The sequence below is a fragment of the Ruegeria sp. F5 genome (assembly GCF_056533845.1).
Genome location: NZ_JBQFOU010000006.1, coordinates 255303 through 269665, shown reverse-complemented (window position 1 = coordinate 269665; position 14363 = coordinate 255303). Strand labels below are relative to the sequence as shown.

Below are 14363 nucleotides of genomic sequence, written 5' to 3'. Positions count from 1 at the left end.
AAGACAGAAACCAACCTGTGGCTGTGCTTCCCAAGATACAGAGAGTGCTGACACTTTTTATAAAGAGGAAAGAAACGCCTACCGTACAAACCTATTAAAGCAATGCCAGAAGGCCTACATGGGAGGCGCAAGTTTCATCCAGTCTTGACCTCAACTAAAAGCGGGTCGGTAAGCTTACGACCAGAGTTATCGGCATTGCCTTTAAGTATGTTCTCAAAGACTTCGTTTCGCTTCGCCGCACGATCTGCCAAACGATTAAAATCAAGCACTTCGATCATCATATTATGCCAAGGAAAATAGCGATAGGCCATGGAACCACCCAAATTGGACAGCACAAACTCTTCTCGCTTTAAGTAAGCTTCTGCTTTTTCATTCCAATCCAGTAGAATATATGCCCGGACCATTCTGTCACTGTTAATGTTGATCTCGCGATCTCCACTGGTCTTAATGAAGCCCTTGTCTCTGATTTGCGCTACTTGATCTTTTACTTGTTGAACGGGGTTATCGGTAGGGTGTCTGGCCTCTTCATCATTTACGTACGTATTCTTGAGTGGTCGCTTCATCTCCACAATTAACAGTTCTTCTTCACTGTTGATTAGTAGATCGTGTGCGTAATCCCCTGATCGCCTCTTTCTGCCCATCGTCGTTCTGTCACTCGAGATATATTCAGCATACGCCAAGTCATCGTCGATTAACCAAAGGTTGTGCCCCTCATAGTCGATCTCTTCACTGTCTTTGTAGCGAGGATAGATCAGTTCATGAACGGCATCTTCCTTAGCCACCTTTCCATCTCGACGGTTTAGCATCTCGATTAGTACTTTAATTACATTTGTTCGGTAGGCGACGTATACGGCAAGGGCTTCCTTTGCTTCTTCCCTAATATTGTCCCTCACAACGCGTTGAAGTTCCTCATATGGCATAGAGGAATTGACTCTGGCGAAGTCGAATTTGATACGCTGTCTTTCTATGAACAAATCGCTGGCAAGTTGCTCTTTGCTCTCCAGAATCCCTCGGCTACTGACGAATTCTTCGATCGTATTGTTACCAAGACCCCGTCTAAGGATTGGATCAAATACAAGAATCTCTTGAAGGTTCCTGCGAATAATATCCCTGCGTTTCCTTGTGTAGCTTGGCTCCAATTCGAGGATGAGGTCCTTCGCTCGCTGTGCGAGAATCTTTTTTAGAGCCTGACTACTTCGCCCCTTGCCTACTTGAACATTCAAGTTTTCGATGCGGTCACGAGACTGACTTGGACGGAAGTACTCACTGGTTACGGCCACGAGGTAGAAGTACTTTCGCCCCTCTTCATCTTGAAAGGCACTTTCTTTCAGACCTTTTGAGATGTGCTCTAAATCGCTGGTAGCTCTGTTATCGGCATAGAAATACAGATCATGCTGATTTGCTTTGTCGGCATCAATCTGCATGAACGTGAACTCGAAAGTTTCCTCTTTGCCTTCGATCTCGATTGGAACTATTTGCGATCCCTTGTCCAAGATACTGCTTGAGAAATATTCGGTCAGATTGAAGGGAACCCCACCAATTTCGAGCACGAAGTTTGTAGGGACCTTGTTTTGAATAAAGTTAAGCAGAAAGTGATCTAGGATCGCTGTAACGATGCTCAATTCAGTATAGTCTTCGTCGGCTTCATCCGACGAGAAGTCAAAGAACTTAAGATGCTCTTCCTTCGGCTTGCGAAACGAAACCGAGAGCCCTCTGTCGTGTGGATGCCGTGCGATCCTATCAGTGTCATCCAAAGGAACCAGATTATCGTCGGGATCGGTAGGGCGATATTCATAAATGGCGTTATGAAACAATCCATCGGAGCTTTCTGTAGGAGAAGCGTACAACACTTCGTCGAACACCTTGAACGAGATGAAACGCCCAAAGCCTTTGCCATTCCGCCGCAACTTGTGCCCGGTAAAAGGCGTAAGAAAGTGCTTAGTGTTTACCCGAGTGAAGCCTTCGCCGTTGTCAACTACGTCAATGCGCTGTTGATCCTGATCAAACAAAATTCTGATCATGCCTTTTTGCTGCGCTTCATCGTCAAAGCGATCTTCAATTGAGTGCAGAGAGTTCGTGACAGCTTCAAACAATGGGAACAAGAAGCCCTCGAGGCCGCGTGGTAGGGATGCACGTTCAATCTGTGTCGCCAAATCGGGTGGTCTATGTTTCAAATGTCATTCCTCAGCAAAATATCCTCAGATGATTGGACTGCACTTTGTCGCTCGATCAGAGCATTTGCAATGACGTGATGAGATCAAACGCTATTATCGACGTCCAGTAGGTCACTGTCCCGAGATGTTAAATCTTCTGTCGCAAACAAGAGGTAGACGTACATGTAACGACTTGACCTCTGATTCCGTTACAGTAAGTGTCGTACTCGAACCACGAGGGTTCACCTGAGAAAACCGCAGTTGATGCTTTGGGAAAACACATACAATCCGTCACGGGTGACTAGCTCAGACAGCGGAGCGTCTGTGTAACAGTTGGTAGAGCGCTTCGTTTACACCGAAGATGTCGGGAGTTCGAGTCTCTCATCACCCAGCATTCCCTTTCTGCCATCAAACATAGCCTCCGCCAGACCGATTGCCTTGATTGCAACCGGTTGCAACGGCAGTGCGTTAGTGCATAATGCCTTTGCTATGAATACACTCTCGGCCCTCTTGCCCCGCCAACGCCTTAGGCGACCGCGATGAGCGTGACTCTGAAAGACGTCGCGGCGCTTGCGGGCGTTTCGCGCTCGGCTGTGTCGCGGACGTTTACCGAGGGCGCGTCGGTGTCGGCCAAAACCCGCAGCAAAGTTGAAAAAGCGGCGCGCGAGCTTGGGTATAGTCCGAATGCGCTGGCCTCGTCGCTGACGACCGGACGGACCAAGCTGATCGGGCTGATTTCGAACAACTTCCACAACCCGATTTTCCTTGAGGTCTTCGACCAGTTCACCCGCGCGCTGCAGGAGCGGGGCCTGCGGCCTTTGATCGTCAACCTGACCGATGAGACCGAGCCCGCCAATTCGGTCCGTATGCTGCGGCAATATTCGGTCGATGCGGTCATCGTGGCCTCATCCACCCTGCCGCCCAGTTTCGCCAAGGCGTTTCACGATGCGGGTGTGCCGGTGGTGCATACGTTCGGGCGGTCTGCCACGTCGCCCGAGGTGCACGTGGTGGGGATCGACAACGTGGAATGCGGGCGCATGGCGGCGCGGGAACTGGTGGCGCGGGGGTATCGGCGCGTGGGGTATCTGGGCGGGCCGCAGGATGCGACCTCGGCCTTGGACCGGCATCGGGGGTTCATGGAGGAACTGGCGGATCATCCCGACATCAAGGCCACGCATTGCTTTGCCGGGGCCTATTCGTTCGAGGCCGGGCGGGCTGAGATGCTGCGCCTGCTGGGCAACGCTCCGGCCGAGGCGTATTTTTGCGGCGACGATATCCTGTCGATCGGCGCCTTGTCGGCCCTGAAGGATCACGGCCTGAAACCCGGACACGATATCGGCATCATCGGCCTGAACGATATGGAGATGTCGCGCTGGGAAAGCGTCGATCTGACCACCATTCACCAGCCGATCAAGCAGATCATCACCTCGTCCGTCGATCTGGTCGAGGAGATGCTGAAAGAGCCCCAGCGCTACCCCGAGGCCAGGATCTTCCCCTGCCGGGTGATCGAGCGGGGCACGCTGCGGCCCCGCGCATGACTATCTGAACATCGGCGGGCGGGCGTCCTGCCATGCGCCATCGGCTTTACCCGAAGCAACAGCCGCATGCACAGCTGCAATTGACCGGACGCCGTCTGCCGCACCCGGCAAGCCGTCGCGGGTCTCGCCCCGGATTGCATCGGCCAGATCGCAGTAGATATTGGCCACGGCCAGCGGGAACCCCTCGGGGTGTGCGATGGCCACGCGGGACAGGCGCTGCACCTCGTCATGCAACCCGCCTTCGCCTTTTTCGATGATCTGGGTGCGGCCGCCGACCGGGGTGTAGATCAACTGGTTCGGCTGTTCCGATGCCCACAGCAACCCGCCGGTTTCGCCAAAGACCTGAATGTCGAACCCGTGCTGCCGTCCAATCGCGACCGAGGATGTCCACAGCCGCCCGACCGTGCCGCCCTCCATGCGGAAGCTGACCAGGGCGTCATCCTCCAGCTCGCGGCTGGGGATGGTCGAGGCGAGGTCGGCGGACAGGGATTTGACCTCATCATCGCAAACAAAGCTGGCCATGTGCAAAGCGTGGATACCGCAATCGGCGAACTGGCCGGACACACCCGCCATTGCGGGATCATAACGCCAGCGCACGCGCGGGTTGTCTGCGTCCGTTGCATCGCCGTGGTGGCCGTGGCTGAAATTGGTCACGACCAGACGCACCTTGCCAATCTCGCCCGCCCGCACCATCGCGCGGGCCTGGCGCACCATCGGATAGGCCGAATAGCAATAGTTCACCGCGCAGATTTTGCCCGATTTTTCGGCGACGCGAACGATCTCTTCCCCTTCTTCGACAGTCATGGTCATCGGCTTTTCGCACAGCACATTGAACCCGGCCTCAAGGAACGCTTTGGAGATTTCGAAATGGGTGGCGTTCGGGGTGGCGATCGTCACCAGATCGATGCGGTCGTCGCGGTCCTTTTCCCCGGCCAGCATTTCTTGCCAGTCGCCATAGGCGCGGTCGGCGGCGATGCCCAGCCGCTGGGCGTATTCGCGGCCCTGCTCGGGCCGGTGATCCAACGCCCCGGCGGCGAAATCAAACAGCCCGTCGGCTTGCGCGCCCAATCTGTGGGCGGGCCCGATCTGGCTGCCTTCCCCACCCCCGATCATGCCCCATCTCAGCTTTGCCATGGTCTTCGTCTCTCTTCAGAATGTGCAGGTCCTGCGATCAGAAATCGCTGATGTTTTTCCATCGCCGCTGGTCCGAGGACGCCAGCGCCGCCGCCACCACGCGGTTGACCTCGTGCCCGTCGCGGAAGGTCGGCCAGATCGCTTCGCCGGTATGAATGGCCTGCAGGAAATCCTTGGCCTCGATGATGATCTGGTCCTGATAACCGGTGCCGTGGCCCGGGCCCTGACAGAACGGCTCGTAATCCGGGTGGGCCGGACCGGTCAGGATCTTGGTGAAGCCCCGGGTGGCTTCCGGCCCGTCATGACGGTAATACCAGAGGGCGTTCTGATCCTCCTGATCAAACCGGAACGCGCCTTTTGTACCCGAGATTTCGTAGGCATAGCCCATCTTGCGCCCAGTCGAGATACGGCTGACATAGATATTGCCCATAGCCCCGTTCTGAAACCGGCACATGATTTGCGCATGGTCATCATTGGTGACGGTGCCGCCGGGGCGGGTGTGGTGAACGGTTTCGACCTCGGCCATGACCTCGGCAATGGGTCCGATCAGGGCCAGCGCGCCGTTGATCATATGCGGTGCAAGGTCCCCCATCGTGCCGTTCGGCATCCCGGTGGTGCGCCATGTGGCCGGGGCTTGCGGGTCGGCGTAGAAATCCTCGGTATGCTCGCCGCGAAACCAGGTGATGTCGCCGATGTCGCCGTCTTCAATCAGTTTGCGGGCGTATTGAGTGGCCGGGGTTCGGACATAGTTGAACCCGACCATGTTGGTGATCCCGGCCGCCTCGGCTGCGGCCACCATCGCCTGCCCGTCCTCCAGCGACGATCCCAGCGGTTTTTCACACAGCACCGGCTTGCCCAGGGCAAGCGCAGCCTCGGCAATTAGGCGGTGAGTGGACTGGGGCGAGGCGATCACAACGGCTTCGACTTTCGGGTCGTTGACCAGCACTTGCCAATCCTCGGTGGCGCGCTGAAATCCGTAAGCGGCCCGGTAGCGCTCGGCGCTTTCGGGGGTCGAAGCGCAGATCATCTCAAGCCGGGGCCGCAGCGCCGTGTTGAACACCGCGCCCACCGCCGCCATCGCGACCGAGTGCGCCTTGCCCATATAGCCGCCACCCACGATTCCAATTCCGATTTCAGGCATCTGTCACGGCTCCGAACATATCATTTGCAACCGGTTGCAAAATCAGTATCGTGTGAATCGATTCAACGCAAGGTCCAAACTTTGCCGATCCCATTTCGCCGGAGGATAAGACGTGAGCGCCTTGATGGACGGTATCAAAGGAAACCGGTTCGCCGTGTTCGGGCGCGCGGGGATGGACATGTTTGCCAATCCCATAGGCGTCAAAAGCGAACATGCCGAAACCTTTCGCGCCGATCTGGGCGGATCCTCCGCCAATATCTGCGCCGGGCTGGTGAAATTAGGCAGTCAGACATCGCTGATCACCTCGGTCTCAGACGACGCGGTGGGGCGGTTTTGCCTGAACCGGCTGGCGCATTACGGCGTGGACACGACTTTTATCCGCGTGGTTGGGGGCGAATACCGGGTTTCGTTGGCGGTCTATGAAAGCTGTATCGAGGATTTCCAGAACGTCATATATCGCAATGGCGCGGTGGATTTTCAGGTCACGGAAGAGGATATGGATGGCATCGACTTCTCGGCATTTTCTGCGGTGATCTCGGCCGGAACTGTTTTTGCCGCTGAACCGTCGCGCAGCGCCACGTTCCGGGCCTTTGACCATGCGCGCAAGGCCGGGCTGCCGATCATCTTCGACATCGACTACCGCCCCTATAGCTGGCCCTCGCCCGAGGTGGCCGCCGACGTGCTTTCCCGCGCCGGGGAAGCCAGCGACCTGATCGTCGGCAATGATGAAGAGTTCGGCTTCATGGCCGGTGGCATCGACAAGGGATTTGCCAAGGCCAAAGAGCTGGCGGAGAAACCCGGCCGGATTGTCATCTACAAGATGGGTGAGAAAGGCGCGGTCACTCTGGCGGATGGTCAGGAAATCCGCACCGGCATCTACCCCGTCACCGCGGTCAAACCCAACGGCGCCGGTGACAGTTTCATGGCGGGCTTGTTGGCCTCGGTCGCGGCGGGACATTCGCTGACGGATGCGGTGATGCGCGGCTCGGCCTGTGCGTCGATCGTGGTGTCCAAGCCCGGTTGCGCCGGAGCCATGCCTACAACCCCGGAACTGGACGCGTTCCTTGCCAATCATCCCGGCCCGACGACATAGGAGAGGCCCATGCATATCGCACCCTATGACAATCAGAACAAACCCATCGTCGATGCCGACGATCCCACTGTACCCCTGAATTACTTCAACATCGTCAAGTTGAAGAAGGGCGAGGCGTTTGAATACCAGGTGCCGGGATACGAGACCTGCATCGTCCCCGCAACCGGCAGCGTCGATGTGGATGTCGAAGGCGTGCCCTTTCCCAATCTGGGCAACCGGGGCGAGGATGTCTGGGATGGGGAACCCGAAGGGGTCTATGTACCCGTCGGCGCCAAAGCGCAGATGGTCTGCGTCTCGGACGAGGCCGAGGTGTTCGTCGCCGGGGCCAAATACGACAAGGTGCTGGATCCGTTCGACGTGCGCGAACATGACCTTGTGCAATATGGCAGCGACGACACCAAGACCCACCGCAAGATCAAGCACATCCTCGGCCAGAAACAGCACGACAAGGTGGGCCGCCTGCTGGTCAGCGAGCTGTTCACCGTCGGTCAGGGCGGCTGGTCGGGCTTTCCCAGCCACAAGCACGACACCAACCGTCTGCCCGACGAGTCCCGGCATGACGAGACCTATAATTTCCGCTTCAAGCCCAACTGGGGCTCGGGCCTGCAGATGCTGCAGCGCGCGGATAACGAGCCGGGCGATGCCTATCACATCGTCGACGGCTCGACGATCTGCATCGACACGGGCTATCACCCCTGCTGCGTGCTGCCGGGGTACGAGATGTATTATTTCACCATTCTCGGCGGTCTGAGCCAGCGCTCGCTGGTGCAGTATTTCCAACCCACCCATGCCTATCAGATCGAGACGATCCCGGGCATCAAAGACATGATCGCCAAGTTCAAATGACCCTTGTTACGCTGAAAGATGTCCTGACTCCGGCCTATGAACAGGGATACGCCGTCGGCGGTCTGGTCACGCTGGGGTGGGAGGATATGCGCGCCTATGTGGCCGCGGCCGAGGCGGAAAACGCTCCGCTGATCCTGCAGGCCGGGCCAAGCTGCCGCGAACACACGCCGCTGCCCATTCTGGGCAAGATGTTCCGCCATCTGGCCGAGGGTGCCTCGGTCCCGGTCGTGGCGCATCTGGATCATGGGTACACGTTTGAGGAGTGCAGGATTGCGCTGGACAGCGGCTTCACCTCGCTGATGTTCGACGGATCGCGAAAGCCGTTGCAGCAGAATATCGACGAAACCGCCGCCATTGCGGACATGGCCCACGCCGCGGGGATATCCTGCGAGGGCGAGATCGGCTTTGTCGGCTATTCCGGCGGCGAAGGGTCGAACGGCACCGACCCGTCCGAAGCCGCGCAATTCGCGCGCGAAAGCGGCGTGGACGCAATGGCAATCTCGGTCGGCAACGTTCATTTGCAGCAGGACAAGGAAGGCGGTCTGGACGAGGCGCGCATCGCCGAAATCGACGCCATGACCGATGTGCCGCTGGTGATCCATGGCGGCTCGGGCGTGCCGGTGGACCAGCGCAGCCGGCTGTCGCGTCAGACCTCGATCTGTAAGTTCAACATCGGTACCGAACTGCGCATGGCCTTCGGCCACGCCCTGCGCGACGCGGTGAACCGCGACCCCAGCCGGTTTGACCGCGTGACCATCCTGAAAGAAACGCAGGACCCGGTCGAAGCCGCCGCACGGGTTGTGATCCGCGCCTTCGGGGCTCCGCCGCAGAGATAGCGAAAAGGCCTAGATCGAACCGCCCTCGACCATGAAGTTGCCGGCACTGCACATGGCGGCGTCGTCCGAGGCCAGAAACACCACCATCCGCGCCACATAGACCGGATCAATCGGATCGGGCAGACATTGGCGGTCGACCTGCTTGGCCAGCCCCTCGGGCGTGACCCACAGGTCTTTCTGACGCTCGGTCATGATCCATCCGGGCACCACGGTGTTTACGCGGATTCTGTGATCTCCCAACTCGCGTGCCATGGTGCGGGTCAGGCCATGAACGGCAGATTTGGCGGTGGCGTAGGCCGGGAAACCTGCGCCCGCCTCCCACCACGAATTCGAACCGAGGTTGACGATGGCCCCGCCGCCGCGTTCGATCATCGCGGGCGCGACCGATTGGATCGTAAAGAACATATGACGGATATTCGTCGCCATGCGCTCGTCCCAATAGTCTGGCGTGAGCTCACGCCAGTCGTGCCGGTCATCATGGGCCGCGTTGTTGACCAGAACATGTGCTGCGCCGAGTTGGCCAACCAGATCGGCCAGCGCGATACGCAGCGCTTCGATATCGCGCAGGTCGCATTGGGCGAACGCATGATCCCCGCCCAGTTCCGCAAGCAACGCCTGCCCGGCGTCTGCGTTGATGTCCAGAAATCCGACCTTGGCCCCTTGCCCTGCGAAGGCGCGCACGGTTTCCGCGCCGATGCCCCCAGCGCCGCCGGTTATGAAAACGGTCTTGCCGTTCAGGCTGGGATAGGTGGCAAAGCTCGGGGTCATGCATCGCGCTCCATAATCCATTCAACCTCGGGCGCCGGAACAAACCGCCATTTCCGCAGAGGGCCGGCCATGACGTTCAGATAGTACATCTCGAACCCATAGGGCGCGCCGCAGGGGTGATGGCCGCGCGGAACCAGCACGACGTCGCCATCGGATACGGCCATCGTCTGGTCCAAAGTTCCGTCATCGGTATAGACCCGTTGAATGCCGAACCCGTTGGCCGGGTTGAGACGGTGGTAATAGGTTTCCTCCAGATAGGTGATCCTTGGGTAGTCATCCTCGTCATGGCGATGGCTGGGGTAGGACGACCAGTGGCCGTTCGGGGTGAAGACCTCGGTCACCAGCAGGCTATCGGCGTAATCCTCATTCTCCATCGCGATGTTGTTGATGTGCCGCGTGTTCACACCTTTGCCGCGTTCGGTCAGGGTGATCCCGTCGGGGCCGATCCGCCGCGCCGGATACCCGCCCATGCCCGGTGCCGAGCAAACGGCGATCACGCAATCGGTTTCGGCCACCGCCTCCCACTCGGACCCGTTCGGCAGGTACAGGCAGTGCGGCGGTGTCTTTTCGAACACGTTCATCCGGTCGCCCAGCACGCCCCAGTCCTGCCCCGCGCCGGTGATCTGCGCCTTGCCTTCCACCATGACCAGAATGACCTCGCGCTCGCCCGTGGCCTCGGCCACCCGGTCCCCGGCGCGCAGATGGTGCAAGCCGAACCCGACATAGCGCCACCCGGCGCTGGCAGGCGTGATGTCGTGGACTTTGCCGTGCGTTCCAAAGGGTTTTCTGAGCAGGTCTGCCATTTTAGTCTCCTTGATGCCTTCGCCGGATGGTCTCAGGCAGCTTGCCGTGTTTGCAGGGCCGCAAGGGCCTTTTCCAGTTCCGCCTCGGCCCACCCGTCACGAACCGCCCGCCGCAGAATATCGGCCTGGCTTTCCGGCGCATTGCCCCCGGTTGGGGGGTCAGTGTCCAGATTGGTCGGGAACGGGTACCCTTCGGCCGTTGCAACGATGGCGGCATCCAGTTCGGTCGCGGTCAGTTGGCCCCGTTGTTTCAACGCAACCAGCGCCGGGAAAACGGCTTGCGACATTGCGCGGCGGTCCACAGCTTCCATCGCGCGGCCGAAGGCGGAGGAGATTTGCAGCAGGTTCGCCATTCTGTGTATGTCCGCGCTGCTGTTTTCGCCCGCCGCGTGGAACAGGGCGGGGTTGAAGAAAACGGCATCGCCCTTGGACAGCGGCAGTTGGATACAGGCCTGTTCGAAATGATCCTGATGCGCCGGATCGTGGAACGCCAGATAGCCCGGCGGGTAGAGCTGCGAGAATGGCAACAGCTTGGTCGGGCCACTTTCCACCGGCATATCGCAATGGGCCACTGCGCCCTGCAAGGTCAGCGAAGCCGTCACCAGATGCGCGTGGGCCGGATACCGCGCCGCGCTGTCGGCGCTTTGAAACCCCAGATGATAGTCACGATGCGCCTGCTGGGCCTTGCCGCCCGGCCGCACCTGATTGATCTGCGCCGTCATTTGGTAATTCGGCCCCAGCCATGCTTCACACACAGCCGCGATTGAGGTATTCGCAAAGTAAAGCGCAAACCCTTTGGGGTCGCGCAGGCACTGTTTTTGCAGCGCGTTCCAGATCCGGTCATTCGCGCCCGAGGCCGCAAAGTGATCGCCTTCGCCCGCGCCGCTCTGGCGTTCTTCTTCGATGATCTGGCGAAAGACCATGGACGCGCGGTCAATCACCGAGGTGTCCGCATATGCGCCCCGCAAAACGATCACACCCGCCGACTTGCCAAGCACCCAGGCCCATTCCGCCAGCACGGCCCTGCGTTGGCCTGCCTGCGCCAGCATGGGGCGCAGCACGTTCATGTCATAGATCGGCACATTCTTTTCGACCGATGCCGCATGCGGAACCGCCGCAGGCGAAAGCACCTGAGAGGTCAGCGCCTTGAAGCCATCCAGATCGCAAGAGGCGCGGTCGAAGAAACCGACATATCCGGGGTCTTGTTGCTGCATCACAGGCTTCCTTACAGTTTCATCGGCATCCGTGACCTAAGTCGTGATCTCCAGCCCTGCTGCGGTGCAGACCTCGACAATGTGATCATAGCCCATCTTGGAATACTCATAAGGCGGTGCCTTGGCCGGGTCCTGCTCGGCCTCGACCACGATCCAGCCGTCATAGTCCATCGCCTTGAGCGCAGTCGCCACTGACCGGAAATCGATGCACCCGTCGCTTGGAACGGTGAAGGCCCCGCCGACAACCGCGTCCAGAAAACTGTGGTCCTTTTCGCGCGTCGCCTGCACCACATGAGGGCGAATATCCTTGAAATGCACGTGGTGCACCCGGTCGCCCCAGCGATCCAGAGTCGCCATCACGTCGCCGCCGCCAAACAGCAGATGGCCGGTATCAAAGCACAGGTTCACCTCGGGGCCTGACCCATCCATCAGCCAGTTCACCTCATCCTCGCTTTCGATGATCGTGCCCATGTGGTGGTGATAGGCCATTGGCATGCCCTGATCGGCCATCCATTTCGCAAGCTCTGTGATCCGGGCCGCGTAAGCCTGAACCTCGTCTTTCGACAGTTTCGGGCGGTGGTTTACAGGGGTGCCGATCTGGCCCTGCACTGTGTTGGAACATTCGGCATAGACGATGCACGGGCTGTTCAGCGCCACGAACTGCTCGACCTGCGCGCGCACGGCCCCGCGTTCCGTTGCGAAATCGTTGACCAGCGACGCACCGGAACACCAGCCACCGCAAAGCGCAATGTCGTTCGCGTCCAGATAGGCGCGCAGCCCTTCGGTGTCTCCCGGCATCCGCTGGCCGCGTTCGACGCCTGTATAGCCGATCTCGCGCGCCTCTTTCAGCGCCTGCTCCATGGTGAAATCCGCAGTCAGGTCCGGCAGGTCGTCATTCTGCCAGGCGATCGGAGAGATTCCGATTTTCACGCTCATTTCGCGTTTCTTTCCTTGATCGCAACCTCATAGGCCGCACGTTTTTCGTTCACTTCCGGGCGGATGCTGACCTCGGGAACCGCGACCTCCCACCATGTGCCGCCATATTCGGTCGAGGGGTAGGGATCGGTGTCGATCACCACCACGTAAGGACCCTTGATGTCAGACCGTTTCGCCAGCGCGTCCTCCAGTTCAGCAATCGATGAGACCTTGACCGAGGTTGCGCCCATCGCCGCCGCGTGCGCCGCAAAATCGATGGCTGACGGGTTTTCGTGCACAGCATGGTCCAGCAGGTTGTTAAACTCGGCCCCGCCAGTGCCCATCTGCAGCCGGTTGATGCAGCCAAAGCCGCGGTTGTCAGTGATGACGACGGTGAAGGACACGCCCATCATCGCCGCCGTCGCCATTTCCGAGTTCGCCATCATATAAGTACCGTCACCGGTAAAGCAGATCACGTCGCGGTCGGGCTCGGCCATCTTGATGCCCATAGCGCCTGCGATCTCGTACCCCATGCAGCTGAAACCGTATTCCATGTGATAGGCGCCGGGGCGCGGCGCTTTCCACAGCTTGTGCAATTCGCCCGGCATCGTCCCCGCCGCGCACATCACGACCGTATCGTTGTGCGAGGCGCGCTGAACCGCGCCCACCACCTGCATGTCGGTGGGCAGGGCGTTGCCGTCACCGGGGGCATTCGTGAGAGTATCGACCTTGCCGAACCAGTCGGATTTGAGCGTGTCGGAAACCGGATCGGCCCGATAGCCCTGCAGCCCTTCAGCCAACGCTTCCAAACCCACCCGCGCATCCGCCTGCAACGGCATCGCCCCGTGCTTTTCGGCGTCATAGGCCGAGGTGTTGAGGCAAAGCATCTCACGTTCAGGGTTCGAGAACAGACCCCAGCTTCCGGTGGTGAAATCCTGCAGCCGCGTGCCGACCCCCAGCACCAGATCGGCCTCGGCACAGATGGCATTGGCAGGCTCACCGCCGGTCACGCCAACGGGGCCGAGGTTCAGCGGATGATCCCAGGCCAGCGCGGATTTGCCCGCCTGTGTCTCGGTCACCGGGATGTTGTGGGTTTCGGCAAAACTCTGCAACGCATCCGTCGCGCCCGAGTAATGCACGCCGCCCCCGGCCACGATGACGGGCCGTTTGGCCGCCTTGATCGCGGCAACTGCGCGGGCCAGTTCGCCCTCATCCGGACGGAGGCGGCGCTGATACCAGACGCGCGGCTCAAAGAAGCGTTCGGGATAGTCATAGGCTTCGGCCTGCACATCCTGACAGAAGGCCAAAGTCACCGGTCCGCAATCGGCCGGGTCGGTCATGGTGCGGAAGGCGCGCGGCAAGGCGGTCAGCAGATGTTCGGGCCGGGTGATGCGGTCGAAATAACGGCTGACCGGGCGGAAGCAGTCGTTGGCGCTGATGGTGCCGTCGCTGAAATCCTCGGTCTGCTGCAGAACCGGGTCGGGCCCCCGCGTGGCAAAGACATCGCCGGGCAGCAACAGAACCGGCAGGCGGTTCACATGCGCCAGCGCCGCCGCCGTAACCATATTGGTCGCCCCCGGCCCGATCGAGGAGGTTACCGCCATCGCCCGCGTGCGCCGCATCTGCTTGGCATAGGCAATCGCGCAATGGGCCATGGTCTGTTCGTTATGGCCGCGATAGGTGGGCAGGCTGTCTTTCACCGCATGCAGCGCCTCACCCAGCCCGGCAACGTTGCCGTGGCCGAAAATGGCCCAGACACCGGCGATAAAGGGCTCTCCGGCCTCGTTCATCTGCGCCCCAAGATAGCGCACCAGCGCCTGCGCCGCCGTCAGTCGGACTGTTTTGCTCATCATGATCCCTTTCGACTCGGAGCCGCCTTGAGCGGTCCGCGGGTTTTCTCATTTGCGAAGGTGTCAGGCCTT

The 14363-nt window shown here is 59.6% G+C and carries 12 protein-coding genes; 4 read left to right on the top strand and 8 right to left on the bottom strand.

Annotated features, from left to right (window positions below):
- Positions 1–134: 134 nt before the first annotated feature.
- A complete protein-coding gene (locus ACR0K1_RS12000) occupies positions 135–2153 on the bottom strand; it encodes an ATP-binding protein (protein WP_480850754.1) in 2019 nt (672 codons plus the stop codon).
- A gap of 539 nt (positions 2154–2692) precedes the next feature.
- On the opposite strand from ACR0K1_RS12000, the gene ACR0K1_RS11995 reads away from it, so the two are divergent.
- Positions 2693–3691, top strand: coding sequence for a LacI family DNA-binding transcriptional regulator (locus ACR0K1_RS11995; RefSeq protein ID WP_480614470.1), 999 nt, complete (start codon positions 2693–2695; stop codon positions 3689–3691).
- On the opposite strand, the gene ACR0K1_RS11990 is transcribed toward ACR0K1_RS11995, so the two are convergent.
- The gene (locus ACR0K1_RS11990) at positions 3692–4825 is read right to left on the bottom strand and encodes a Gfo/Idh/MocA family protein (RefSeq protein ID WP_480614467.1); all 1134 of its coding nucleotides are present in this window, start codon (positions 4823–4825) and stop codon (positions 3692–3694) included.
- A 37-nt stretch (positions 4826–4862) separates the two neighbouring features.
- A complete protein-coding gene (locus ACR0K1_RS11985) occupies positions 4863–5966 on the bottom strand; it encodes a Gfo/Idh/MocA family protein (protein WP_480850752.1) in 1104 nt (367 codons plus the stop codon).
- A gap of 124 nt (positions 5967–6090) precedes the next feature.
- On the opposite strand from ACR0K1_RS11985, the gene ACR0K1_RS11980 reads away from it, so the two are divergent.
- The 3 genes from ACR0K1_RS11980 to ACR0K1_RS11970 are packed head-to-tail and all read left to right on the top strand — an operon-like array spanning position 6091 to position 8741.
- Entirely contained in the window at positions 6091–7059 is a 969-nt protein-coding gene (locus ACR0K1_RS11980) for a PfkB family carbohydrate kinase (RefSeq protein ID WP_480614488.1), read from the top strand.
- A gap of 9 nt (positions 7060–7068) precedes the next feature.
- Entirely contained in the window at positions 7069–7905 is an 837-nt protein-coding gene (locus tag ACR0K1_RS11975; RefSeq protein WP_480850750.1) for a 5-deoxy-glucuronate isomerase, read from the top strand.
- Positions 7902–8741, top strand: coding sequence for a class II fructose-bisphosphate aldolase (locus ACR0K1_RS11970; RefSeq protein ID WP_480614460.1), 840 nt, complete (start codon positions 7902–7904; stop codon positions 8739–8741). Before ACR0K1_RS11975 ends, ACR0K1_RS11970 begins: the two co-directional genes overlap by 4 nt.
- A gap of 9 nt (positions 8742–8750) precedes the next feature.
- Here ACR0K1_RS11970 and ACR0K1_RS11965 read toward each other — a convergent pair whose 3' ends face one another.
- Genes ACR0K1_RS11965 through iolD form a run of 5 tightly spaced genes read right to left on the bottom strand, consistent with a single transcriptional unit; the run spans position 8751 to position 14291 of the window.
- Positions 8751–9509: an SDR family NAD(P)-dependent oxidoreductase gene (locus ACR0K1_RS11965; RefSeq protein ID WP_480614458.1), complete on the bottom strand. Its 759-nt coding sequence runs from the start codon at positions 9507–9509 to the stop codon at positions 8751–8753.
- Complete coding sequence (iolB, locus tag ACR0K1_RS11960; RefSeq protein WP_480614455.1) at positions 9506–10312, bottom strand: 5-deoxy-glucuronate isomerase; 807 nt, start codon at positions 10310–10312, stop codon at positions 9506–9508. Before iolB ends, ACR0K1_RS11965 begins: the two co-directional genes overlap by 4 nt.
- 32 nt (positions 10313–10344) lie before the next feature.
- Positions 10345–11526 (bottom strand): phytanoyl-CoA dioxygenase family protein, encoded by a 1182-nt coding sequence (locus ACR0K1_RS11955; protein ID WP_480850747.1) that lies wholly within the window; start codon positions 11524–11526, stop codon positions 10345–10347.
- 36 nt (positions 11527–11562) lie between these two features.
- On the bottom strand, positions 11563–12462 hold the full coding sequence (gene iolE, locus ACR0K1_RS11950; protein ID WP_480614449.1) for a myo-inosose-2 dehydratase: 900 nt from the start codon (positions 12460–12462) through the stop codon (positions 11563–11565).
- Entirely contained in the window at positions 12459–14291 is a 1833-nt protein-coding gene (iolD, locus tag ACR0K1_RS11945) for a 3D-(3,5/4)-trihydroxycyclohexane-1,2-dione acylhydrolase (decyclizing) (RefSeq protein WP_480850745.1), read from the bottom strand. The genes iolE and iolD overlap by 4 nt, the downstream gene beginning before the upstream one ends.
- Positions 14292–14363 lie beyond the last annotated feature (72 nt).

Excerpts from the sequence above, each read along its gene's own strand:
- ACR0K1_RS11955 (WP_480850747.1), bottom strand. The coding sequence starts at position 11,526 with ATGCAGCAACAAGACCCCGGATATGTCGGTTTCTTCGACCGCGCCTCT.
- ACR0K1_RS11965 (WP_480614458.1), bottom strand. The coding sequence starts at position 9,509 with ATGACCCCGAGCTTTGCCACCTATCCCAGCCTGAACGGCAAGACCGTT.
- iolB (WP_480614455.1), bottom strand. The coding sequence starts at position 10,312 with ATGGCAGACCTGCTCAGAAAACCCTTTGGAACGCACGGCAAAGTCCAC.
- ACR0K1_RS11985 (WP_480850752.1), bottom strand. The coding sequence starts at position 5,966 with ATGCCTGAAATCGGAATTGGAATCGTGGGTGGCGGCTATATGGGCAAG.
- ACR0K1_RS11975 (WP_480850750.1), top strand. The coding sequence starts at position 7,069 with ATGCATATCGCACCCTATGACAATCAGAACAAACCCATCGTCGATGCC.
- ACR0K1_RS11990 (WP_480614467.1), bottom strand. The coding sequence starts at position 4,825 with ATGGCAAAGCTGAGATGGGGCATGATCGGGGGTGGGGAAGGCAGCCAG.
- iolE (WP_480614449.1), bottom strand. The coding sequence starts at position 12,462 with ATGAGCGTGAAAATCGGAATCTCTCCGATCGCCTGGCAGAATGACGAC.
- ACR0K1_RS11995 (WP_480614470.1), top strand. The coding sequence starts at position 2,693 with ATGAGCGTGACTCTGAAAGACGTCGCGGCGCTTGCGGGCGTTTCGCGC.
- ACR0K1_RS11970 (WP_480614460.1), top strand. The coding sequence starts at position 7,902 with ATGACCCTTGTTACGCTGAAAGATGTCCTGACTCCGGCCTATGAACAG.
- iolD (WP_480850745.1), bottom strand. The coding sequence starts at position 14,291 with ATGAGCAAAACAGTCCGACTGACGGCGGCGCAGGCGCTGGTGCGCTAT.
- ACR0K1_RS11980 (WP_480614488.1), top strand. The coding sequence starts at position 6,091 with ATGGACGGTATCAAAGGAAACCGGTTCGCCGTGTTCGGGCGCGCGGGG.